Consider the following 22,713-nt stretch of genomic DNA (forward strand, 5'->3'; position numbering starts at 1 on the left):
GTTAAAAGCAATTAGCGCATTTTTTGTTATCAAACTGTAAAGGAATACTGTTTAACGATAAAGCAGGATGCTGGGAAGTACGTGTAAGATGGAAGGCGTTCTAGAAAAGGTATTCATGTGACGCCTTTAGTAAAGGCGTCACATCCTCCTCAACTGAGCTTGCTAAAATTGATAGCTTATACCGAAGTTTAGGTTCTGCGCGGTTAACTGCTGCACTGGGATATATTGGTACTCAATATTCATACCAAAGCCTGAGTGAAATCGAACCTCCCAACCGACTGCAGTGTACAGGTCTTGATCGCTTTCACTCTCATGAGTGAATTCACCACTAGAAAATGGACGACCTTTGTCATAGCTAAGTTCGTTCGCACTCACACCTAACTTGGCATATAAGCGGTTTCTTTCAGACAACATATATTGACCATAAAGCGCGGCTCTAAAACCGGAATATTCGACATTCTTAATACCAGTAAAAATGCTTGTAAACGCTGAGGCTATTCCAGCATCTCCAGCAAAGTAGCCCGCTTCAATACCAAAGTTATCGTGCCACATATAGCGATAGTAGATATCATAAACAAAGTTATCACCATCACCTGAGTCATCATCCGCTAACCCATCAAAATCATTAAAACCATAGCCTACACTACCGCCAACAACATGTTCACCTTGAGCGGCCATAGCACCGCAACTCAATAACCCGGCTACAACGAGTGTTAAAATACGCATATTGATTCCCTTAATACACTTTTATAAAATTAGTGGGATCCACTAATCCATTAATAAATAAACAGTTCAGTTACACTGCGTTTGCATCATATATCGATATTTACAACAGAATCTACCAAAAATTCAGTCTAAAGTGCTAACGCATCAAAAGTCATCTCAACTGTGGAATTCAGATCCTGTTCTGGTATGCTGATGCCATCTAATTTTTGACAAAAACAGTGACAATGAAACCTCTTATTTTAGTGATAGCCGCGGCATTTACCGTTATAGGTTGCGCCAGTCAGGCACCAACTCATATAGCATTAAACCCAGAAGTTCCAAATATTACCCAGCAATCAGATATTGAACTGCCTATCGCGATAGACACTATCGACACACGTTCAGCCAATTTTATTGTCAGGTTTAATGATGGCGACAATGCAGCTCGCCTAGTGAGTCCTAGCGAAGCACCGCGAGTGCAGATGGATCAAGTATTTAGGGATGGGTTTTCACAAGCGGGATACCGTGTCGATCCGAGTTCAGTCAAGCACCTACAGATCCAATTGGAACAATTATTAACCGACGTTGATGAAGGCACCTTTGGCTTTGAAGCAAATAGCCAGATTGTTATCAATGTAATAGCACAAAATACCAATCAGTCGTTGACCAAGCGCTACCGCGCAAAAGGCCTACTAAAAGGGCCATTCAGTGCAGACTTTGCCACGCTAGAGCTTGAAATGAACAAGTTACTTGGCGAACTGACACACGATATTATTAACGATCCCGAGCTAAATCAGTTCATTCAACAATAAACGCAGCCAACACCCACAAATACAGCAAAGGAAGATTATGAAATCTTGGACGATAAAATGTATTAGCCTCGTCGCAATACTACTCACACCGTTTGCCAATGCGGTTGATATTCAGCCCAATACTCTTTATCCACAAGTTGAATTTGATACTAGCATGGGAAAAATTGTGGTTGAGCTAGATAGAACTAGAGCACCGCTTACTGTTGATAACTTTCTTACTTATGTCGTGAAGGGTCACTACGACAACACTCTGTTCCACCGCGTTATTGCAGATTTCGTGGTGCAAGGTGGTGGTTTAGATTTAGAGAAAGAGGAACGACCAACGGGCGAGCCCATCGTCAATGAATCTGGAAATGGTCTATCTAATCTTACTGGTACTATTGCTATGGCACGGGAAAATGAGCCCCATAGCGCCACCAGCCAGTTTTACTTCAACGTGGTCGATAATGAAAAGTTAGACCCTTCATCTCGCCGCTGGGGCTACGCTGTATTTGGCGAAGTGACTTCAGGAATGGAAGTATTAGCCGCAATGGCTTTAGTACCCACAGAGTTTAATAACAAGCTCGAATGGCCTGACTTTCCCGTTGAAGATATCATCCTTAAGCGGGCAACACTATTACCTAGAGACTAGCTAATTAGTGTTTTTTGGATATTTTATAAAACATTCAAAAAATATTGAGCAAAAAATCTAAAAGACCTTCTATACTGATATTGCTAAAGCAAAAGGAGGCGGTTCAATGACACCAAATCAGTTCATTGATGATAAAGCGCCCCAGCTGGCTTTCTACGGAAAAGCGTTTTTAAGTAATCAACTCGATTTCAATGAAATCCAGCTATATCTATGGGACACCCTAGAAGAGTGGCAGATGTATGACCATCAGGGTGATGCGCAAACGGATATGGAACGTGTGTTTTGGCACCTACTGCATTCCTTCGATAGATGGCCCAGTTGGGCAATCAGAGGTAATCAGTTCTTGAGGCAACAGGTAGACGACTGTTGCGACTACCTAAGTATTGGTGGTCAAATTCCTCAAGGATGTGTAGGGATCAGGCCTTAGTTCTTATCTAAAGCTAAAACTAAAAGCTACACCCCAAGCCCAAACCTTTTCGGTTTGGGCTTTTTAGTGGCTGAATCTTTTCAGCGTCGCACAATTTCTCAGTGACACCAGTATCAATGCACAGTTAGCGAGTTAGAACTGTATTATTCCCTTGAACCCAAACTCACTGCACCGTAAGCTAGTTCTATCTTTACTTGTTAAGCAAGCATATGCCTTCAGTGACCAAGCTTTCCTATTTCCAACGCATTAAAGATTCACTCTCCATCTACTGCCATAAACGGGTTCTAAGCCTATTGTTGCTTGGGTTTTCTGCAGGCTTACCCTTGATGCTGGTTTTTTCGACATTATCTTTTTGGCTCAGAGAAGCGGGAGTTGATAGAACTGCTATCGGCTACTTCAGCTGGATTGCTTTAGTTTATGGTTTTAAATGGGCATGGTCACCACTGGTTGATCGTATGTCATTCCCCTTATTAACCCGCTTTTTAGGTCGCCGCCGCGGTTGGATGATCTTCGCGCAACTGACTTTGGTGCTTGCCATCATGGGAATGAGTCAAAGTGATCCCTTGGTCGACATTGATAAGCTCGCACTATTTGCTCTGATGGTTGCTTTTGCGTCAGCAACACAAGATATTGTTATCGATGCATTTAGAATTGAATCCGCCTCAGAAAAGATGCAAGCAGCATTAGCAGCCGCCTACCAAGTGGGTTATCGCAGTGCAATGATTATCGCCACCGCGGGTGCATTAACGATAGCAGCTTGGGTTGAGCCCAGCAGCGAGGCTTATAGTCTCGAGTCTTGGCAAACAGCTTATTTAGCAATGGCTGGACTAATGTCGATAGGTATAATCACCACCCTATTTAGCGCCGAACCGCAAGTAGAAGCCAAAGAGGCTGATGCAAAAGAAGCAGAGCTTAAACAAAAGTTTTCACAGCGTTATCCGCGCGCTGTAGCAGGTGCTCTATCTTGGTTATACACCGCAAGTGTATTGCCTTTTCTTGATTTCTTTAAACGCTACGGCAAAAGCGCACTGCTGATCTTATTGTTAATCTCTACCTACCGCATCTCAGATATCGTGATGGGCGTGATGGCTAACGTATTTTACGTCGACATGGGATTCTCTAAAGCGGAAATTGCCACCTTAAGTAAAGTCTATGGCCTGATTATGACCTTAGTGGGCGCTGGTGCTGGCGGGTTATTAGTTGCTAAATATGGCACCATGAAAACGCTGTTTTTGGGTGCGTTTCTTGTGGCTACCACCAACTTACTGTTTGCTTATCAAGCGGTACTTGGTTATAACGTGCCGTTTTTAACGCTGGCGATTTCAGTCGATAACTTTAGTGGTGGCGTCGCGACTGCGGCCTTTATCGCTTATTTGTCGAGTCTGACGAGTACCGGATATAGCGCAACACAATATGCATTACTATCCTCAATTATGTTGCTGTTTCCTAAGTTTGTTGCAGGGTTCTCCGGCGCTTATATTGATGCCTATGATTACGTCAGCTTCTTTATCGGCGCCAGCTTAATTGGCTTCCCGGTACTTGGGCTAATTATATTGGTACAGAAATATGTCCCCGATACAAAAACAGACTCAACAGAAAGCTTAGCGCAACAAAAAGAGCTCAACAGTTAACGGTGAGCTCTTTAGATTATCAACGACCGCGAACCTATTTGGTGCGTTAGTCTTGATCAAATAGGTTAATCGCGGAAGTTATTAAATTGAAATGGCTGGCCAAGATCAGCTTCGCGAGCTAAAGCCATTACCGCTTGTAGATCGTCACGCTTCTTACCCGTTACCCGCACAGAGTCTCCTTGAATCGAAGACTGTACCTTAAGTTTGCTATCTTTTATCTGCTTAACCAACTTCTTAGCAATTAACGTCTCAATGCCTTCTTTAAACTTCACGCGTAAAGAAAAGGTTTTACCGCTATGCACTGCTTTGTCATCGACATCCATCGACTTAGGATCAACATTACGCTTACTCATCTGCATGCGCAGGATATCGACCAACTGCTGGCATTGAAAATCATCTTCAGCCGACAGTGTTACCACGTGATCTTTATATTCGATGCTCGCTTCCTTGCCACGAAAATCGAAACGACTCTTTAATTCACGTACCGAGTTGTCTACAGCGTTACGTAATTCGACTTCATTCACTTCTGAAACAATATCCATTGAAGGCATGCGTTTGGCTCTTATAGATTAATTTGAGCGTATTTTACCCACGAACAGCGGCGACTTGAAGAGCCGAACGAGATTTAATTGATAGTAAGCATAGTTATTGGTGACTTTAATCGGCTATTTTTCTATGATGAGAACAAATATCTTTAGTGTGTATGATGTGATCAATCGACAGAATATATTCAAGCTAGCCCTAGCGGTAACCTTAGTGGTTGTCAGTTACTTGGTTTTTTCAAAGCCAAGCTACAACATCAACACCATCCCTCACTTTGATAAAATTGGCCATATAGGTAGCTTTTTTGTTCTCTCATACCTAACTTACTTCGCCTTTAAGCCCAGATGGTACATATTGGCAGTTGTGTTAGCTTTCTACGCTATTTTTATCGAAATGGTCCAATCGCAACTCTCCTATCGTAGCGCCTCTTTTGCTGATGTTGTTGCTGATATGGTTGGTATCTTACTGTTCTACCTCACTCAATGGCTCTACAAAAGATACTTTAAAGCCAGTAAGCTTGTCGACAATAGCGTAAGCTAATCACGAGTGTTGTTTTAATCAACGAGTCAAACTTATCAATGAGTTTAATCAGTCAGTCAGCAGCCGATGAGGCTCACACGCAACCCCAGATATCTATTGTTGGTGCAGGTGCGATTGGGCAGCTAATTTACCAGCAATTATCCAGTGCCAATCATAGCAATGCCGTGTCGATTAACTTTATTAGCCGCACTGAAACCTCACAACAGCAAAGCCTTACTTTTACTAATTTGGCCCAACAGCAAACAACTCAAATGGCAGAGTTTGTTGGCCGTAATGATTGGTCGCACAAACTGCTAAAGACACAGTTACTCATCGTTTGTGTAAAGGCCTATCAAGTGATTGCAGCACTTAAACCAATCATTAAGTTACTCAGTCCCAATTGCCATATTTTACTGCTGCACAATGGCATGGGCCCTCACCTCGACGTTTCTCAAATGCTCAACGGCCAAGGGTTAAGCTTAGGCACAACCTCCCAAGGGGCACTAAAGCAGTCTCCTTGGCATACAGCACAAACAGGCCAAGGTGTCACTCAACTGGGCGCTTTTTCTGGTGCATTAATGAATGAAACAGTTAAAAGAACATTGCTATCATGCATTCCACAGAGCCAATGGTATGAAGATATAATGCCAATGCTATGGCAAAAATTAGCCATAAACGTTGCTATCAACCCACTGACTGCAATACATAATTGTCGCAATGGCGAACTGGCTGCTGAGCAGTATCGAAACATTATCACTGCAGCCGTCACTGAATTAGTACAAGTTGCCGCAGCGGAATCAATTGTGCTTGATTTAGAGGGGCTACTAACTCGTGTATATCAAGTAATTGAACTGACAGCGTCAAACTATTCTTCAATGCATCAGGATGTTCAGCACCAGCGAAAAACCGAAATAGAAGCTATCAATGGTTTTATAGTGCTGATGGCAAGCAGACATACTATCCGTGCAGAGATAAATCAACAGCTATTTGCCAGCATTACCGCTCTAGAACAAGGGTATTCAAGCAACGCTTAATGCCCACCCATCGTTAGATTATTGTTACCGTCACAGCCAACGCCTCTGGTTTCAGCTTCCAAGCAATATTCTGAATTCAGACTAAAATTAAGCGATTACTCCCTACCGACAGACTTAGCCGGGAAGACAAAAGGCGCGTTTGATGCAAAGAGAACAATGGAACTCAAGAACTGGTTTTATCCTTGCTGCCGTGGGCTCAGCAATTGGTTTGGGTAATATCTGGCGTTTTCCCTACATGGCTTATGAAAATGGCGGTGGCGCGTTTTTCATCCCTTACCTATTTGCCATGCTGTCTGCCGGGATCCCTTTTATGATAATGGAGTTTAGCCTCGGCCATAAATACCGCGGCGCCGCCCCTAAAGTATTTGCAAAATTAGGACAAAGCATTGGTCTTAGGCTGGAGTGGTTAGGTTGGTTTCAAGTGTTTATTGCCGCAGTCATTGCCGTTTACTATGTGGCTATTATCGGCTGGGCCATGTCTTATCTGGTTTTCTCCTTTACGCAAAGCTGGGGAGTCGATACTAATGACTTTTTCTTTAAAAATTACCTGCAATTAGGTGACAACTCGCCGACTAAACTTGGTGACTTTCAGTTTCATATCGCACTGCCAATGACCGTAGCCTGGGCGATTACCAGCTTGGCGGTTTATTCTGGTGTTAAAGCTGGTATCGAACGCGCCAGTAAAATCATGATGCCACTACTGTTTATTATGGTGCTTTTGCTAATAGGTCGCATCATTATGCTGCCCGGTGCATTAGAAGGATTAGACTACCTGTTTCGACCTGATTTCAGTAAAATCCTCGATGCCAAGGTATGGTCAGCAGCTTATGGACAGATATTCTTCACCTTAAGTGTCGGCTTCGCGATCATGATTGCCTACTCAAGTTACTTGCCTGATAAGTCAGATATAAATAACAATGCCTTTATGACCGTACTAATAAACTGCGGTTTCTCCATTCTTGGCGGTATCATGATTTTCGCGGTGCTTGGTTATATGGCAGCCGAGCAATCTAAACCGATCACTGAGGTTGTAACCTCTGGCGTTGGGCTGGCCTTTGTCACCATACCTGCCGCCATTAATTTACTGCCTATTCCTTATATTCTCGGACCACTGTTCTTTTTAGCATTGGTGGTAGCGGGGCTCAGTTCACACATATCAATTATTGAGGCCGTGGTATCCGCCGTCATCGATAAAGTGAATATCTCAAGAAAAAAAGCCGCACTTCTAGTCTGTGGTCTTGGCTATGTCACCTCTCTCGCATTTTCTACCAATGGTGGCTTGCTGCTGCTCGATCTAGTCGATTACTTTATTAATAATGTCGCGCTACTAACAAGTTGCTTGATAGAGCTACTGATTATGGGTTGGCTGTTTAAACTTGCTAATGTACGCGAATACGTCAACCGCTGTAGTGAGTTTAACGTGGGCCAATGGCTCGTCATCTGCTTACGCTTTATTAGCCCGATCATGCTGGCGGGGATCCTTTTCAAAAACCTTATCAACACCATTCAAAATGGCTACGGCGACTACCCAATAGCCGATCAACTGTTTTTGGGTTGGGGTCTCATCGCAATGATGCTGTTCTGTGCAATTTTCATCGGACTTGTTTCTAACCCAAATCAACCAGAGGAGCGTAACCTATGAGCACAGGAGCAATGACGATGATGATACTGGCATTGATAATCACCTGGGGCGGCGCTGCAATTTGTATCTCTATTGCGATGAAAGCTTCAAAAAATAAATAGCCACTACATGCACGCTATGATGGTTAAGGTGGCATTAAGGCTTTGCAGGTAACGATTGTGACTTGTGCTTAGCGCTATCAGTCCCTAAACTCAACGCACCTAAAACCTTTAACGCTAAGCCTTTGATGAGTAAGATTAGATTAGCTGTTTCAAACATGTCACTGCCTGTAAACCCAGCCTCAAATATGAGCAGTAGAACTCATATTTGGTTGTACCTTGCCGCATTATCGCTCACCGTATTTAGCGTCATGTTCCTCGATAGGAACATCGCCACTTGGATGCATCAACACAGCCATGCCAGCTACATTTTTAAGCCTTTAAGCCAAATGCCGCTGCTATTTGAAATACTTTCGGCTATGGTCATTATAAGTTGTGTAACCGCAAAAGGTCGCAAGCAGTTCTTACCCCTAGCGCTCAGCTTAGGCATAACGTTAATCCTCGCGACAATCTTTCGTGTTGGAGCCAAATTCATTTTTGGCCGCACTTGGCCTGAGACCTGGATCCATACTGAATTAGGCAGCAATCCTTCTTGGATAAACGATGCTGTTGAAGGTTTCCACCCGTTCGCCGAAGGCCTAGCTTACAACTCATTTCCCTCGGGGCATGCCCTATTTACCTATGCACTGGTGAGCGTTTTTTGGTGGCGTTTCCCACAGCTTAAAGTCGTGTGGATAATGGCGATGTTAGGCGCCGTCGCAGGGCAGATTGGGCAGAATTATCACTATTTAGGCGACCTAATCGCTGGCGCGACCTTAGGGGTATTTAGCGCCCATATCTCAATCCGAATCGTCTACTACCTCGTACGACGAGCCAAGCGCTGAGCGATTAAAACTAAACGGCTGTCAGTCTCACAGAGCCTAAGCTATAAGGACAGCCTGGTTAAGCGGAGTACAAAAATGGCTTAACCGTTAGCCCCACATCACTAAGGTTGCTGCAATCGCTATCATTACTAATGCTGCTACATCTCTGATTTTAACTTTATCTTTCAGCCAAAACGCAGCAATCAGTAACGTAAAGAACACCTCAATCTGGCCAAGGGTTTTCACGTAAGGCACACTTTGTAGTGACATAGCGCTAAACCAACCGATAGAGCCTAAGCAGCTAGTAACACTGGTCAGTAGAGTGAGTTTAGGGCGCTTAAGCAAGTTATCTATTGTACTTCTATCTACAGCGTAGGCGTATATCACTAGCACCAAGGTCTGAATCGCGATAACAAATAACAGTACCCATGCTGCGCGATGAGGAAAGGGTAAATCAAGACTCAAGCTTGCTTCTCTTACCCACAACGAAGTTAAAGCAAATGCACCGCCACAAGCAAGGCCAAGCATGACTGTAGTAAATGAGATCTGCTTTAGTTTCTGACCACTACTCATAATAAAAACCGCAACGCCGCCAAGTAATACTCCCAGCCAACCAAGCCAAGAAAGGTAGGTACCAAAGAAGATCACCCCTAGAATGGCTGCCATTAAGGCTTCACTCTTCGCAAGCCCTGCCCCAACGGCAAAATTACGCATTTTAAACAGCTTAACCATCATCATCGTCGCGACAATTTGCATTGCGGCAGCAGCAAGCACATAAAGACTGAAAGTTGGCGTAATAAAGGGCAAACCCACAGGCTGCCATGTATATAATCCCACTAAATAGATAAGTGCGATTGGCGTCGCCCACAGAAAACGTGCCAGAGTCACGCCTGCAGTATTAACCTCTTTACTGAGCTGACTTTGAAAGGCATTACGCCAAGCCTGCATCCCAGCCGCAAGAAAAGTAAATAAAATCCAACCCATTATCTATTGCTTACCAAGTATGAATGTTCGACGGGGGACATTATGCAATGGAATCACATCGTACGCCTTACATTCGTATCAATAGTGAATATTTGTAGCTGTGATAAATGTACTCAGTTTAAGGAGTAATCGTTTTGAGCAACTCACCGCATAGCCAAGCCATATAAGTCGCGATACCGTAGCCAAATACAGAGAAAAGAACGGCTACGGGCGCAAAACTCTTGTGAAATGCCATGGCCACCACTGGTGATGAAGCCGCTCCGCCTAAATTACACTGACTAGCGATCGCCATATAAGCAACGGGAGCCCGCATGATATAGCCTGCGATGACAACAAAAAACACATGTATTGACAGCCATACCGCGCCAATCAAGAAGTAGATAGGAAAATCTGCAATGGAGGTAATATCCATCTGCAATCCCATAATAGCGATCAAAAAGTAAAGCATCATAGACGATACTTTAGAGGCTCCAACCAACTCTAATTGACGCACTCGGGTGTAAGAAAGGCCTAGACTGACAACAGACACTACAATCACAATCCAAAAGAACTCGGACGTAAAGCTATACCTTGCCAGTTGTGGGTAATTGTTTTCAAAAAAGGGAGCCAATATGTCAGCTAAGCCATGCCCTAGTCCCATAACAGTAAAACCCACCGCAAAGATCATCATATAATCATTTAGGTTTGGGATCTGTTTCGATTCAGTATTTAGCTTATTCGCAGATTGTTGTAGTTTTACAATTTGTCGAGTATCTGCTTTTAACCTACGATCAATAACCTTGGCATGACTGGCACAGAAGAGTAAGAAAGACATCCACAACGCGGAAAAGACTACGTTAACAGTGATCATTATTGAAAAGATTTGATCGCCAACTTGATACACTTCTTTCATCGCCAACTGATTTGCAGTACCGCCAACCCAATTACCGGCCAACGTAGCCATGCCTTTCCATACAGCATTGGCACCATCCCAAGGCAAACTATCGGGAGTAAAATAGGCGAATACCAACAAAGTTATAGGTCCACCGACAACCACACCAAATGCACCGATAAGGTATAGGATGATAAGTTTTGGCCCTTGTTGTAGCAACGCTCGCACATCAACACTAATAATTAATAAGCAAAGACAAACAGGCATGATATAGCGCGATGCAATGGTAGCTAATTGGCTATTGCTCGTATCGATTAAATCAAACGCATTAAATAATGACGGTAAGAAATAACACATCACCATCACTGGGATATACCGATAAAGCTTTTGCCAGAAAATATGCTGCAGTTGACTAGTATAAAAGATAATGCCTAATGTTGTGGCAACAAAACCGAGTATGATGGGATCTGAATTGATCATTGGTTCATCTACTTAGCGTAACAAAAATTTAAAAACTTTGCCGCTAGCTCAGATAAGGCTTCATCCTCGCCATAAATTGACCAATAGTGTCGGCAGTGCTCCCAACCTTCGAGCTCAATTTTAACAAGATCACCGCGTTTAACCTCTTCAACGACAGCTAACCAAGGCAGCACACTAATGCCGATACCTGTTCCTATCGCTCTTTTTATCGCCCCCATGGTTGTCATCGTCAACTCTTGCTCAATATTGATTTTGGCACTTTTGAGTAACTGAATCGCTCTTGTCCTGCTAATCGAACTTGATTGTTCTAACACCCACAACTCTTTTGACAGACTCGAGGGGCAAACCGACATTGAACTGATTGGGTTCGCAGCACCCGCAACAATGCAGATATCATCTTTAATCCATTGTTGAGTACTAAGGTTTTTACAGGCAGGTTTTGCATCAATGAAGCCGAGGTCGAGTTCTTTTTCACTGACCATTTTTTCAATAGTAATACTGTCCTCAACAACCAATTTGATATCAACAAAAGGGTTATTTTTCTTGAATAGCGGAATTTTACGAGACAAGACATAGTTACCAGCAGTTTTACTACTGCCGACTTTAAGTGTTCCTCTTACGCCATTAGTCTTTTCTACGAATATCTTTTCCAGTTGCATTCCTTTAGAGAGCATTTCATTCGCATAGGGCAAGATCACCGTACCACTATCGTTAATAGCCAAACCATTGCTATTACGATCAAACAATCTGCTTCCTAGGGAGCTTTCAAGCTCTTTAAGCGCCATGCTAACGGCTGGAACTGACATGTGCAGTGCTTTTGCTGCTTTAGAGATTTGGCCGCTGTTATGAATAGCTTTAAAAATGCTCAGTTGTTTTAGCGTAATTCTCATCATCAGTATCCAGGTAAAAATCCGATTAATTATATCTGAAGCAACTCTGAAAGCAGGTTTAATCAAAGCCCAATGAGTGGAAGTGTTAGGCAGGTAATACTTATATGATTAATTAGACTTAGCGCAAGGCGTATAAACTTATTAAGCAGTGTTTATACGCCATAAATCAGCGCAACCAACTAGAAATCATAACGGATACTTACACTGGTAATGTTGTCATCTTCGAGTTCAATCATTGGACCAGCATTAGCAATACGGTACTCCCCTGAATAAGCAGCAAAATGGGCATATACTGTCGTTGACTTTGACAGTTTATAGTCCGCACCAATAACCAATGAATCTATATCGACATCAGTCGCTTCACTATAATCAGCTGAACTTAGCGCACTGTTTTTAAAATATTTACCGAAACCGGCTTTATCCTTGCCATATTCAGCTTTCAGATTGACCCCATTAAAGTTATAAATAGCGGCGACAAAGTATGAATTGCCATTTTTATCTTCATAAGATTGACTCTGTGTATTCTGAAACAGTCCTGCTAACTTAAGGTTGTTAATCTTTACTTGAGCAACACCTCTATAAGCATCAATTCCTCCCACGGTATTATATGCAGCCGAAACATAATAATTAGATTTATTTAGTTTCTTATCGCCGAATACAACGTTTAGTGCATACTGTTCATCATCATTACCTTGGTAATTATCATCCATCAAATAAGTTGCATTAAAATTAAATAAACCTGCAATTTTTGGCGAATAATAAGTAAACCCATCTCCCTTACGCACTTGACCACCAATCATCCGATTATAAGCCGCGTTAGTCAGTGCAAATGTTTCGGCATTACCTTTTGAGGTTTTAAAAACGGTATCATTACGGCCAACCAAAAAAGTTCCCAAATTGGACTTTAAACCTAGATAAGTATTTCTCGGTGTAAATACATCATCACTTTGAGTCGCACTATGAACCTGCACTTCCATTTTATAAAGTAATTCAATACCTTTGGCTATCTTCTCACTACCTTTTAGACCAATTTTAGAGAAGTTATTCTCAATGACGGTACCAGACTTTCCATTTTGGGTAGTCGTGCCATTATCTGAATGTGTGACAGAGAAATCAAGTCGACCATAGATTTGTGGATCATTGGCTAAAGCAGAGAATGAGCTAAATGAAACAACAGATATAATAACAGCAGACAATAGAGATTTTTTCATAGAACACCCTTGGAATAATTAAAAATATAAACGTGATAAGTTATTATTGTTATATTTCGCGTTCCAAATATTATTAAATCAGGTTTATAAATAAAGACACTTAGCTCACACTCACCACATATAAACAGCATTTTAAGAAAAACTTAAACATGTTTAACATTTACTTATTCAGCTCTTTAACATGACTTAGTTCTAAGTTTTAAATCCCATCCGACACTAATCTACTAGCAAATAAATAGTGCTCATCAGCAAGTACTACAAATAGACCGCTATGGAGTAAACAATGAAACTAACTAAACTCGCCTCATTAATGACAGTAATACTATTGTCTTCAGGCGCTGCTGTAGCAAAGAGCAATGATCTAGCATCATTCCACACCGATATGGGTAGTTGTGAATCTTGCCACTTAGCAGAAAAAATAAAAGACATTAAAAAAGACATAACCGATAGCCAAACATACGAGAACCAACAATGCCGCTCTTGTCATGGTTCTTACGAAGAGTTGGCTAGCGACAAACTTGAATTTGATCCACATGCTTCACATTTAGGCGAGATCAACTGTACCTCATGTCACTCCGGTCATGCTAAAGCAACATTAACCTGTAATAACTGCCATAACTTTGAAATGGAAATGCCATTTGCAAAAGCCAAGGATAAAAAACGCTGGGATGCAGGTTGGAACCAAGAAAAAATTCAGAAAGCCATCGATAACGGTCCAGTAGAAACGGTAGATGTCATTGTAGTAGGGGGCGGTTCTGCCGGATTCAATGCGGCAATCTCAGCTAAGGCAGCGGGTGCTAACGTGGTTCTCTTTGAAAAAGCGGCTTACACGGGTGGTAATTCAATGCTTGCGGCAGGTGGAATCAACGCCGTCGGGACACCACAGCAAAAAGCGAAAGGTATAGAAGATAAGGTTGAATGGTACGCCGAAGATGCAATGAAAGGCGGCCGCTATAAAAATGACGAAAAACTGGTGCAGATCCTAGCAGAAGAATCCGCTGACGCGGTGAAATGGCTTGAGTCATTGGGCGCCAATATGGATGATTTAAAACGCTCAGGTGGCGCACGAGTTGAGCGTACTCATCGACCATCTGGTGGCGCTTCTGTTGGGCCGCACATTATAGATACCCTGCGCACAGCTGCAGTAACCCGCGATATTCCTGTACGAGTAAACTCTCGAGTTGAAAAAATCGTCCTAAATGAAGACAAGTCTATAGCAGGCGTTGTTGTCCACGGTCGTCATAGTGGTTATAACATGATAGCGGCTGACTCAGTGGTGCTTGCCACAGGGGGTTACGGTATGAATAAGCAGATGATTGCTTACTACCGCCCGACCATGAAAGACATGACCAGTTCGAACAACGTCACAGCCACTGGCGACGGTATTTTACTGGCAAAAGAAATTGGCGCCTCAATGACCGATATCGACTGGGTTCAAGCACACCCAACCATTGGTAAAGACAGTCGTATTCTTATTTCTGAAACTGTGCGTGGTGTCGGCGCTATCATGGTCAACATCGATGGTGAACGTTTCATTAGTGAGCTAACGACTCGTGACCGTGCTTCAGATGCAATTCTAAAGCAAAAAGATCAATATGCTTGGTTAGTCTTTGATGAACAGTTGGTTGAGAAAAAGAAAATGGTACGCGGCTATGAACACTTAGGCATGCTAAGTAAAGCTAATACCATTGAAGAATTGGCAAAAATCACAGGAATGAAAGCGTTATCTAAGACGGCTGATGATTACAATAGGTATCAAGCAGTCGGTAAAGATGATGCATTTGGTCGTGAAGACATGCCTTTAAACCTGAGTAAAGCTCCTTTCTATGCAGTTAAAGTTGCTCCCGGTATCCATCACACTATGGGCGGTGTAGCCGTTGATACAGATGCTAACGTTCTGAACCTTCAAAGCTGGAAAATGGAAGGTCTATTTGCTGCAGGTGAAGTAACTGGAGGCTTACATGGCCACAACCGTTTAGGCGGAAATGCCATTGCAGAAACGGTAGTCTTTGGCCGTAAAGCTGGAGAAAATGCCGCCAAGCACGCACTAGATAAAAAATAAAAGTCGTTTAGCTCATCACTCTCCACAAAAGGCCAAGTCCCACCACTTGGCCTTTTATCTATTAGTCCTCAGAAGCCGCTATTAGTATCACCTCTTACAAGCCATAGCTGTAACTTGAGCCTAACCCCAATGGCAAGCCTATTGACCAGTAAAGCAGTAGCCAAGCACTCCATATCGTCATTAGCGCCAGACTAAACGGCAACATCATTGAGATGAGTGTACCGATACCTATGTTCTTCACATAACGCTGGCAATACACCACCACTAGCGGGAAGTAAGGCATCAAAGGCGTGATGATATTCGAACTTGAATCTCCAACCCTGTATGCTGCTTGAGATAAGTCAGGGCTGATATTAAGCTGCATCAACATCGGCACCAGCACAGGGCCTATTAACGCCCATTTAGCCGATGATGAACCTACAAACAAGTTAACAAAACCAACCAAGATTATCATACCAACCACAGTGACTTCGGCTGGTAAGTTTAATGCCTTAAGACCACTTGCGCCCTCAACAGCGATTAATGCCCCTAGATTAGATGCCGAGAATGCTGCAACAAACTGGGCACAGAAAAATGCCATCACTATGTAGTGCGACATACCGCTCATCGACTTAGACATCGCCTGAACCACATCACTTGAGTTCTTAAAACTGCCTGTGATATAACCGTATACTAGACCCGGTAACATGAAGAAGATAAAGATTAACGGCACAATCGATTGCATTAGCGGTGCACTAAAGCTGGTAAGTGAACCATTACTATCTCTAAGTGTGGAGTTCTCAGGGAAGGTCAAAGAGAAGAAGCCTACAATGGCAATTAACATCACCAGCGATGCACTTCTAAATGCTTTCATCTCCGTTGGAGTAACCTCATCCATCGCTGGCAGATCAACTTCATCACGATTAACTTTGTGAGTACGATTAAGTCTAGGCTCAAGAACTTTATCGGTTAACCACCAAATAAGCAGCGTAATAGGAATACAAGATGAAGCAGCAAAAAACCAGTTATTCAGCGGGTTAACCGTAATGCTTGGATCAACAATCTGCGCCGCCGACTGAGTAAAGCTTTGTAACAGCGGATCGATACCCGACGGAATAAAGTTAGCGCAGAAACCACCAGACACACCAGCAAAGGCTGCGGCAATACCCGCTAAAGGGTGGCGCCCGACGGTAAAGAAGATAACGCCAGCAAGCGGAATAACCACCACATAACCCGCATCAGTTGCGGTATGAGAGATTATGCCGACCAACACAACAGCGGGAGTCAGTAACTTTGCAGGGGTCACTTTCAGCATCTGCTTGAGCGCTGTATTGATGAATCCTGAATGCTCCGCGACTCCAACACCTAGCATCGCAACAAGTACCACACCTAAAGGCGCAAACGCGGTAAAGGTGGTAACCATCGAGGTTAGAAAGTGAGTAAGCGCTTCTGCACTAAGCAAGTTATTAACCACTATCGGGCTATCGGTACGCGGATCTATCGCATCAAAACTAACACCCGACAATAAGGCTGATAAGCCCCATACTGCAAACATCAATATTAAAAATAACATCGCAGGGTCAGGTAACTTATTACCGACACGCTCAATGCCATCAAGTGCTTTTCCCAACATCCCGGGGGCGCCATTATCGGCCTGGGTTTGTGTACTAGCCATAATCATTCAACCTATTTTGTGTTATCCGTCTAGCCTAATAGCCAATAGAATTGACTCAGTATTTGCGACGCGGATTTCTTAGTAAACGATAGGATATAATTTGAGGCTTTACCCAAACTTAAATTGAGCAGCTGATTTGGTGTTAACTTTAAGATTCAATTAGCTGCTCATACAAAAAAGCCTCGTTATAAAACGAGGCTTTAGTCAGTCAACTTATTTTAACACTAGAAACTGATAGATTATTTACTGGTATCAATTGGCGCAAACGACTTAACAAGGTCATCTACGGCCTTCATTTGGGTTAAGTAGTTCTCTAGCTGATGCAAAGGCAGTGCACAAGGGCCATCACACTTAGCATTATCAGGATCAGGATGAGCTTCAATGAACAAGCCAGCCAAGCCCAATGCCATACCACTGCGAGCAAGCTCTGTTGCTTGAGCGCGACGACCACCAGCACTATCGCTACGTCCACCAGGTTTTTGCAGCGCGTGAGTAGCATCAAAAATCACTGGGTAACCCGATTGCTTCATCTCATCCATACCCAGCATATCAACAACTAGGTTGTTATAACCAAAGCTTGAACCACGCTCACATAAAATGATCTCGTCATTACCCGCTTCATTAAACTTGCTAATAATATGACGCATTTCGTGCGGCGCTAAAAACTGTGGCTTTTTCACGTTAATGATTGCGCCAGTTTTAGCCATTGCAACTACTAAGTCAGTTTGACGTGCTAAGAACGCCGGCAGCTGAATAATATCAACAACTTCAGCCACAGGTGCACACTGATGTACTTCATGAACATCAGTGATTAGCGGCAGGTTGAAGGTTGACTTAATCTCTTCAAAAATCTTCAACCCCTCTTCCATACCTGGACCGCGGTAAGAGTTAACAGAAGAGCGGTTTGCCTTATCGAACGATGCTTTAAATACGTAAGGGATCCCCAGTTTCTGAGTCACTTCAGCGTAAGTCTCGGCAATCTGCATTGCAAGATCCCGTGACTCAAGCACATTCATACCACCAAACAACACAAAAGGTTTGTCATTTGCGATTTTAATCGAACCTAAATCAATGGTTTTATTGCTCATCAATCTCTTCTCTCTATCTGAGCCAAAACCGCTGTCTTGGCGTTATTCAAAATAAGTTTTACTTTGTGAGTCTAGCTTGCAACTAGCTGCAATATTTGGCCACACATCCACGCCATATAAGTGCCTAAAGCATAGCCCAACACAGCCAGAAGCACACCCACAGGTGCCAATGCAGGATGGAAAGCTGCTGCTACAACAGGTGCTGATGCCGCACCACCAACATTTGCTTGGCTGCCCACCGCCATATAAAACAGCGGCGCTTTTATCAGTTTAGCCACAATCAACATAAAGCTTGCATGGATCAGCATCCAAATCATACCAATAGCAAAGTACCAAAGGTTATCGGCATCGAACAGTTTTGAGACATCCATGTGCAAACCAATGGTCGCAACCAAGATATACAGGAAAACTGTTGCCACTTTTGATGCACCAGCCGCTTCCAAATGACGAACAGGGCTGAACGACATAGCTAAACCAATTGTGGTTACCGTGACGATTAACCAGAAGAATTTAGACGTTAAGCTGTAATCGCGAGTCCAAGGGTAGTTCGCTTCAAAGAATGGGCCTAAGAAATCGGCGACCACATGTGCAAGACCAGTAATACCAAATCCAATCGCTGCAATCATCATCAAGTCATTCAAACTTGGGATACGAGCATTCTCGGCGTGGTATTTCTCCACCTTCTCTTTTAATGCTTCTAAAGCCGATGTATCGGCGCCGGTCTTAGCATCAATCTCTTTCGCTTTTGAAGCCATAAACAGCAGCACTGCCATCCAGATATTTGCCACGATAACGTCAACCGTCACCATGATAGAAAAGATATCCCCACCGGCTTCATAGATCTCTTTCATCGCGGCTTGGTTGGCGCCGCCACCAATCCAACTTCCGGCAAGGGTTGTCATGCCGCGCCATACAGCTTCAGGGCCAGTGACGCCAAGCACTTCAGGGTTGATACTCGAGATGATCAATAATGCAATTGGACCGCCAATCACAATACCGACAGTACCGGTCAAAAACATAATTATCGCTTTCGGGCCGAGCGAGAGAATGGCTTTTAGATCGACACTTAAAATAAGTAACACTAAACAAGCGGGAAGTAGATAACGTGAAGCGACAAAATACAGCTTAGAACTATCACCATCGATGATATTAAAGGTATTGAGCAGTGATGGTAAGAAATAACACATCAACAATGCTGGAATGAAAGTGTAAAACTTCTTCCAGAAATGATGGCTGCTGTTACTGGTGTAAAATACAAACCCCAGCACAACCGCTAAAATGCCAAGCGCTGTGGCATCATTGGTGACCAATGCACTACTGATCGAATCGGAACTACTCATTTTACCCTATCCCCCTGATAGTGGCTGTATTGTAAATAACAATACCTTGCCTAGTTATTATTCTTGTTGTTCAATTTGTTGTTTTAGTAATGGTGTATTTGTACACTCTAATACTGATAGTGGTGTAACGAAAAAAGAGCCATTCGGCTCTCTTTTTTTGCGCTTAATGGAACGTTTCAACGTCCTCTTTAAGCTCTTTCAATTGCATCTTTACCAGCTCAATGACAGGGTCATGTGGACTGTTATCGACAAAATGCTTTAAATCCGCCGTCGCGACGCTAATACAACCCAACTGCTGGGCAATAAAAGCTCGCTCGCGGTTGAGGTTGAGATCTTCCGAGTGCCATTGCAGCAGCAAATTACAACATTCCATCGCAGGTTCAAATTTGTGCGCGACAATACTGCCCGCTTTCATCTCATGGATCATGCGTGACACGATGCGCTTTACTGACGCTGGCTTTAGGTAGCTAGGTTTAAATGCGGCAGCATTGCCTAGCTCACCACGTACTAATATATGCAGTTGATGTTTGCTTAACTCATTACCAGTTAGCGGATCTATATAGCGAATATCATCGTCAATTTGGCTCAGAAGTACCGTTTGCCCAGGTAAAAGCAACGGCTCTAATTTAAGATCCAATTGCTTTGCCAACAACATCAGCACAGTGGCTAGCGTGGTACTATTACCCTGTTTTGATGTCATGCACTTACCTAGATCGGCTGCTTCCGCGCTGTAATAAGCTTCCCGTGCACAGAAACCCAAGTCGTTATAAAACCAGTTCAGAAGTGCTTTTAAACGGTCATGTCTGTCAACCACATAAAAGCTTAACACCGAGCCTGCAAGCTCAAGCCAAGCCCAATTAGCATTTTTCACTTTAGAAAAGCCCAGATGTTCAGCAACATCAAAGGCTGTTTCAGGTAATTGGATAGAATCGTTGAGTTTCAAGTGAGTCTTCAACCTAATAAAACTGCTTGCTTAAACACAGCCAGTTTCGCGGCGTAAACCACCCAACCAATTGCGCCTAATGCGGCAAATACTTTAAATAATTTATTACGATTAGCCTTAAGAGCGATAGTCGCTAGAAGGATGTAGGCAACTACAGCGCTTAGTTTTTCTGTCATCCAAGGATCAACAAATGGATACTGTTTAATAGAAAAACACAAAACCAAACCAGATAGCAGCAGGAAAGTATCGATAACGTGCGGCGCAATTTTAACGAACTTTTTGTCCATTATCGGCGACTGACGTAAATGAAGCGAAAAACGCACAACAAAAAACAGCACACTTAACGCAACAAACGTCATATGAGTATGCTTAAACACAGGGTATAAACTATAAAAAGTTTCCATGATTTTAGGTCTTTTAGCCGACAAAGGCGCTAGTGTACCCGATCCCCTTAACCATAACCAATATCAGCGAATAGTATTGAGCAGGAGTGCGCAAAATTTAACCTTTGCATAGATATAGCTAAGCGTTAGCTGCAAACGGTCTGGCGGAGCGTTGTCTTTCTTTGACTCATGCAGCTGACTCTTTAACTGTTTTAGTGCTTTAGTATGTCTAACGAACTGCGGCTTCCACTGACTCTATTTCAACAGGTTCTGCCTTGTAAAATACACAAGGCCACACCTAAAGCTTCAAAGCGAACAAGTATTGCACGGCATAGATTAAGTAACGGGGGCTTCTGTGATCGTTTATCAAGCTCTCATCAGCGACTGCTGCCAGATAGATAAACACCCGGGCTAGCCGAGTCATTTTCCTTGATAAGCCAACGCTCACCGACCTCATAAAAATTTGTCTATAACTGATGCAAAACAACTTTTTTAACTCACCCAAGAACAATATAGCGAGAATTGGCATTAAAAACCGGGTCATTTTTACAGCTAATTATGCTTACCTTTAGATATTCGACCACAGACTATTTTATGAAAAGTATCGAGAGCGGCACCATTAGGTTCACGATGCGATTCGGAAATTACGTCCAAAGTCGCACCCAATTTAGCTATTTGCTCATAATATGCAAAATCTTTTTCGTGGAATAATCAGCCCCTAGAATCAACTTAACAATACCGGCACCACAAACAAAATATTAAATAATATCAAAAAGTTAAAACGGTAAACGTTCACCAAGTTAATGCCTATCTATAACGACCTTAAATTTAGCCTGATATCCTATTTAGAAAAAATCAAAACCATTTTATTGCATATTGTATACCCTTTAGTGTTAAGATGAATAAAATTCAGATACATGCCGCTCTGGATTATATTGTTTCAAATTACACACCTAGACGTCTGGACGTCCAAGTGTCCATTATGGTAATCTATTTCATCGCAATCGAATTGAATTCAAGAGCAACATGAGACAACTTCATGTGAGGATAAAATGATAGAGCTTAGACATTTACGTACATTAGTTGCCCTAAAAGAAAGCGGAAGTCTCGCAGGTGCTGCGAAGAAGCGCTTTGTCACACAATCGGCACTGTCTCATCAGATCAAGGAACTTGAAACTAGGATTAACTCAGCCATTTTTGTGCGAAAGAGTAAGCCGTTATCTTTCACCCAAGAAGGCTCAAGATTACTAAACCTTGCAGAAGACATTTTGCCTAAGGTCATAGAGACCGAGTTTGATCTAAAAAAAGGTCTTGAAGAGGGCGATAATAAGCTGGGTGTGGGAATTGAGTGCCACAGCTGTTTCCGCTGGTTAATGCCAGTTATGGAGCTATTTAGGCAGGAATATCCTCAGGCAGATCTTGACCTTTCAAGCCGTCACCTATTTGATTCACTGAATGCACTTGAGGTGGGTGAACTAGATGTGGTGCTAACCTCAGATCCTGTGCCAGGGCAAGCAATTGCTTATCAGCACCTTTTTGACTTTGAAGTACGACTTGTTGTGGCCAGTAACCACCCGCTTGCCAATGAAGAGTTTGTCACACCAAAGCAGCTTGAAAACCTGCCAATTTTAAGCTATCCGGTAGCGCTAGAACGATTGGATATTTACCGCCACTTCATGGAGCCTGCAGGCATTCAGGCGGGTGCAATCATCAAATGTGACCTCACCATGATGTTGCTACAACGCATTGCCTGTAAAGATGGTATTGCTGCATTACCAAACTGGTCAATCAGTGAAAGCCACGGCCTAAACCTAGTTAGTATCAAGTTGGGTCCTGACGGGCTTAAAAGACCATTATTTGGGGCGTACCGTAGAAATGGTTCAAATGCCCGTTTAGCACAGCATTGGTTAGAAATGGTTGCTAAGGAAGGAATTGAAAAGCAAAAGCTCAAATAGAACGACT

Annotated in this window: 23 protein-coding genes; 11 read left to right on the plus strand and 12 right to left on the minus strand. The window is 43.0% G+C overall.

The window, feature by feature from the left end; genetic code table 11:
- Nucleotides 1–162 precede the first annotated feature (162 nt).
- The gene (locus tag K5R16_RS02605) at nt 163–726 is read right to left on the minus strand and encodes a porin family protein (RefSeq protein ID WP_220735995.1); all 564 of its coding nucleotides are present in this window, start codon (nt 724–726) and stop codon (nt 163–165) included.
- A 224-nt stretch (nt 727–950) separates the two neighbouring features.
- Between K5R16_RS02605 and K5R16_RS02610 the strand changes: the two genes are divergently transcribed.
- The 4 genes from K5R16_RS02610 (at nt 951) to K5R16_RS02625 (ending at nt 4,206) form a co-directional block, all read left to right on the plus strand.
- The gene (locus K5R16_RS02610; protein WP_220735996.1) at nt 951–1,517 is read left to right on the plus strand and encodes a YajG family lipoprotein; all 567 of its coding nucleotides are present in this window, start codon (nt 951–953) and stop codon (nt 1,515–1,517) included.
- A 37-nt stretch (nt 1,518–1,554) separates the two neighbouring features.
- On the plus strand, nt 1,555–2,148 hold the full coding sequence (locus tag K5R16_RS02615; protein WP_220735997.1) for a peptidylprolyl isomerase: 594 nt from the start codon (nt 1,555–1,557) through the stop codon (nt 2,146–2,148).
- A gap of 106 nt (nt 2,149–2,254) precedes the next feature.
- Nucleotides 2,255–2,575, plus strand: coding sequence for a hypothetical protein (locus K5R16_RS02620; protein WP_220735998.1), 321 nt, complete (start codon nt 2,255–2,257; stop codon nt 2,573–2,575).
- A 209-nt stretch (nt 2,576–2,784) separates the two neighbouring features.
- Entirely contained in the window at nt 2,785–4,206 is a 1,422-nt protein-coding gene (locus tag K5R16_RS02625; protein ID WP_220735999.1) for an MFS transporter, read from the plus strand.
- 65 nt (nt 4,207–4,271) lie between these two features.
- Here K5R16_RS02625 and K5R16_RS02630 read toward each other — a convergent pair whose 3' ends face one another.
- Nucleotides 4,272–4,757, minus strand: coding sequence for a YajQ family cyclic di-GMP-binding protein (locus tag K5R16_RS02630; RefSeq protein ID WP_220736000.1), 486 nt, complete (start codon nt 4,755–4,757; stop codon nt 4,272–4,274).
- Nucleotides 4,758–4,881: 124 nt separating this feature from the next.
- Between K5R16_RS02630 and K5R16_RS02635 the strand changes: the two genes are divergently transcribed.
- The 4 genes from K5R16_RS02635 to K5R16_RS02650 all read left to right on the plus strand — a co-directional run bounded on the left by K5R16_RS02635 (nt 4,882) and on the right by K5R16_RS02650 (nt 8,045).
- Nucleotides 4,882–5,289: a VanZ family protein gene (locus K5R16_RS02635; RefSeq protein WP_374758367.1), complete on the plus strand. Its 408-nt coding sequence runs from the start codon at nt 4,882–4,884 to the stop codon at nt 5,287–5,289.
- A gap of 38 nt (nt 5,290–5,327) precedes the next feature.
- Entirely contained in the window at nt 5,328–6,302 is a 975-nt protein-coding gene (locus K5R16_RS02640; protein WP_220736001.1) for a ketopantoate reductase family protein, read from the plus strand.
- A 142-nt stretch (nt 6,303–6,444) separates the two neighbouring features.
- Nucleotides 6,445–7,944 carry a sodium-dependent transporter gene (locus K5R16_RS02645; protein ID WP_220736002.1) on the plus strand — a complete coding sequence of 500 codons (1,500 nt, stop codon included), beginning with the start codon at nt 6,445–6,447 and terminating at the stop codon, nt 7,942–7,944.
- Complete coding sequence (locus K5R16_RS02650) at nt 7,941–8,045, plus strand: MetS family NSS transporter small subunit (RefSeq protein ID WP_220736003.1); 105 nt, start codon at nt 7,941–7,943, stop codon at nt 8,043–8,045. The genes K5R16_RS02645 and K5R16_RS02650 overlap by 4 nt, the downstream gene beginning before the upstream one ends.
- Nucleotides 8,046–8,079: 34 nt before the next feature.
- On the opposite strand, the gene K5R16_RS22445 is transcribed toward K5R16_RS02650, so the two are convergent.
- Entirely contained in the window at nt 8,080–8,202 is a 123-nt protein-coding gene (locus K5R16_RS22445) for a hypothetical protein (RefSeq protein WP_259649746.1), read from the minus strand.
- Between the two features lie 28 nt (nt 8,203–8,230).
- On the opposite strand from K5R16_RS22445, the gene K5R16_RS02655 reads away from it, so the two are divergent.
- The gene (locus K5R16_RS02655) at nt 8,231–8,866 is read left to right on the plus strand and encodes a phosphatase PAP2 family protein (RefSeq protein WP_259649747.1); all 636 of its coding nucleotides are present in this window, start codon (nt 8,231–8,233) and stop codon (nt 8,864–8,866) included.
- 87 nt (nt 8,867–8,953) lie between these two features.
- Here the strand turns inward: K5R16_RS02655 and K5R16_RS02660 are convergent, their stop codons facing one another.
- The 4 genes from K5R16_RS02660 to K5R16_RS02675 all read right to left on the minus strand — a co-directional run bounded on the left by K5R16_RS02660 (nt 8,954) and on the right by K5R16_RS02675 (nt 13,281).
- Entirely contained in the window at nt 8,954–9,829 is an 876-nt protein-coding gene (locus K5R16_RS02660; RefSeq protein ID WP_220736005.1) for a DMT family transporter, read from the minus strand.
- A 118-nt stretch (nt 9,830–9,947) separates the two neighbouring features.
- A complete protein-coding gene (locus tag K5R16_RS02665) occupies nt 9,948–11,180 on the minus strand; it encodes a DUF819 domain-containing protein (protein WP_220736006.1) in 1,233 nt (410 codons plus the stop codon).
- A gap of 8 nt (nt 11,181–11,188) precedes the next feature.
- Nucleotides 11,189–12,073 (minus strand): LysR substrate-binding domain-containing protein, encoded by an 885-nt coding sequence (locus K5R16_RS02670; protein ID WP_259649748.1) that lies wholly within the window; start codon nt 12,071–12,073, stop codon nt 11,189–11,191.
- Between the two features lie 176 nt (nt 12,074–12,249).
- Nucleotides 12,250–13,281, minus strand: coding sequence for a porin (locus tag K5R16_RS02675; RefSeq protein WP_220736007.1), 1,032 nt, complete (start codon nt 13,279–13,281; stop codon nt 12,250–12,252).
- Between the two features lie 283 nt (nt 13,282–13,564).
- On the opposite strand from K5R16_RS02675, the gene K5R16_RS02680 reads away from it, so the two are divergent.
- Nucleotides 13,565–15,343, plus strand: coding sequence for a flavocytochrome c (locus K5R16_RS02680; protein ID WP_220736008.1), 1,779 nt, complete (start codon nt 13,565–13,567; stop codon nt 15,341–15,343).
- A gap of 94 nt (nt 15,344–15,437) precedes the next feature.
- On the opposite strand, the gene K5R16_RS02685 is transcribed toward K5R16_RS02680, so the two are convergent.
- From K5R16_RS02685 to K5R16_RS02705, 5 genes are all read right to left on the minus strand, one after another.
- Entirely contained in the window at nt 15,438–16,997 is a 1,560-nt protein-coding gene (locus K5R16_RS02685) for an AbgT family transporter (RefSeq protein WP_220736009.1), read from the minus strand.
- Between the two features lie 239 nt (nt 16,998–17,236).
- Nucleotides 17,237–18,085 carry a 3-deoxy-8-phosphooctulonate synthase gene (kdsA, locus tag K5R16_RS02690; RefSeq protein WP_220736010.1) on the minus strand — a complete coding sequence of 283 codons (849 nt, stop codon included), beginning with the start codon at nt 18,083–18,085 and terminating at the stop codon, nt 17,237–17,239.
- Nucleotides 18,086–18,156: 71 nt separating this feature from the next.
- Nucleotides 18,157–19,425: a DUF819 domain-containing protein gene (locus tag K5R16_RS02695; RefSeq protein WP_220736011.1), complete on the minus strand. Its 1,269-nt coding sequence runs from the start codon at nt 19,423–19,425 to the stop codon at nt 18,157–18,159.
- Between the two features lie 163 nt (nt 19,426–19,588).
- The gene (locus tag K5R16_RS02700; protein ID WP_220736012.1) at nt 19,589–20,368 is read right to left on the minus strand and encodes a tetratricopeptide repeat protein; all 780 of its coding nucleotides are present in this window, start codon (nt 20,366–20,368) and stop codon (nt 19,589–19,591) included.
- 8 nt (nt 20,369–20,376) lie between these two features.
- The gene (locus K5R16_RS02705; protein WP_220736013.1) at nt 20,377–20,772 is read right to left on the minus strand and encodes a SirB2 family protein; all 396 of its coding nucleotides are present in this window, start codon (nt 20,770–20,772) and stop codon (nt 20,377–20,379) included.
- Between the two features lie 1,031 nt (nt 20,773–21,803).
- Here K5R16_RS02705 and K5R16_RS02710 point away from each other — a divergent pair.
- Nucleotides 21,804–22,706, plus strand: coding sequence for a LysR family transcriptional regulator (locus K5R16_RS02710; RefSeq protein ID WP_220736014.1), 903 nt, complete (start codon nt 21,804–21,806; stop codon nt 22,704–22,706).
- The last annotated feature ends 7 nt before the right edge of the window (nt 22,707–22,713 follow it).

It is taken from the genome of Shewanella sp. c952 (genome assembly GCF_019654975.1).
GTDB lineage: Bacteria > Pseudomonadota > Gammaproteobacteria > Enterobacterales > Shewanellaceae > Shewanella.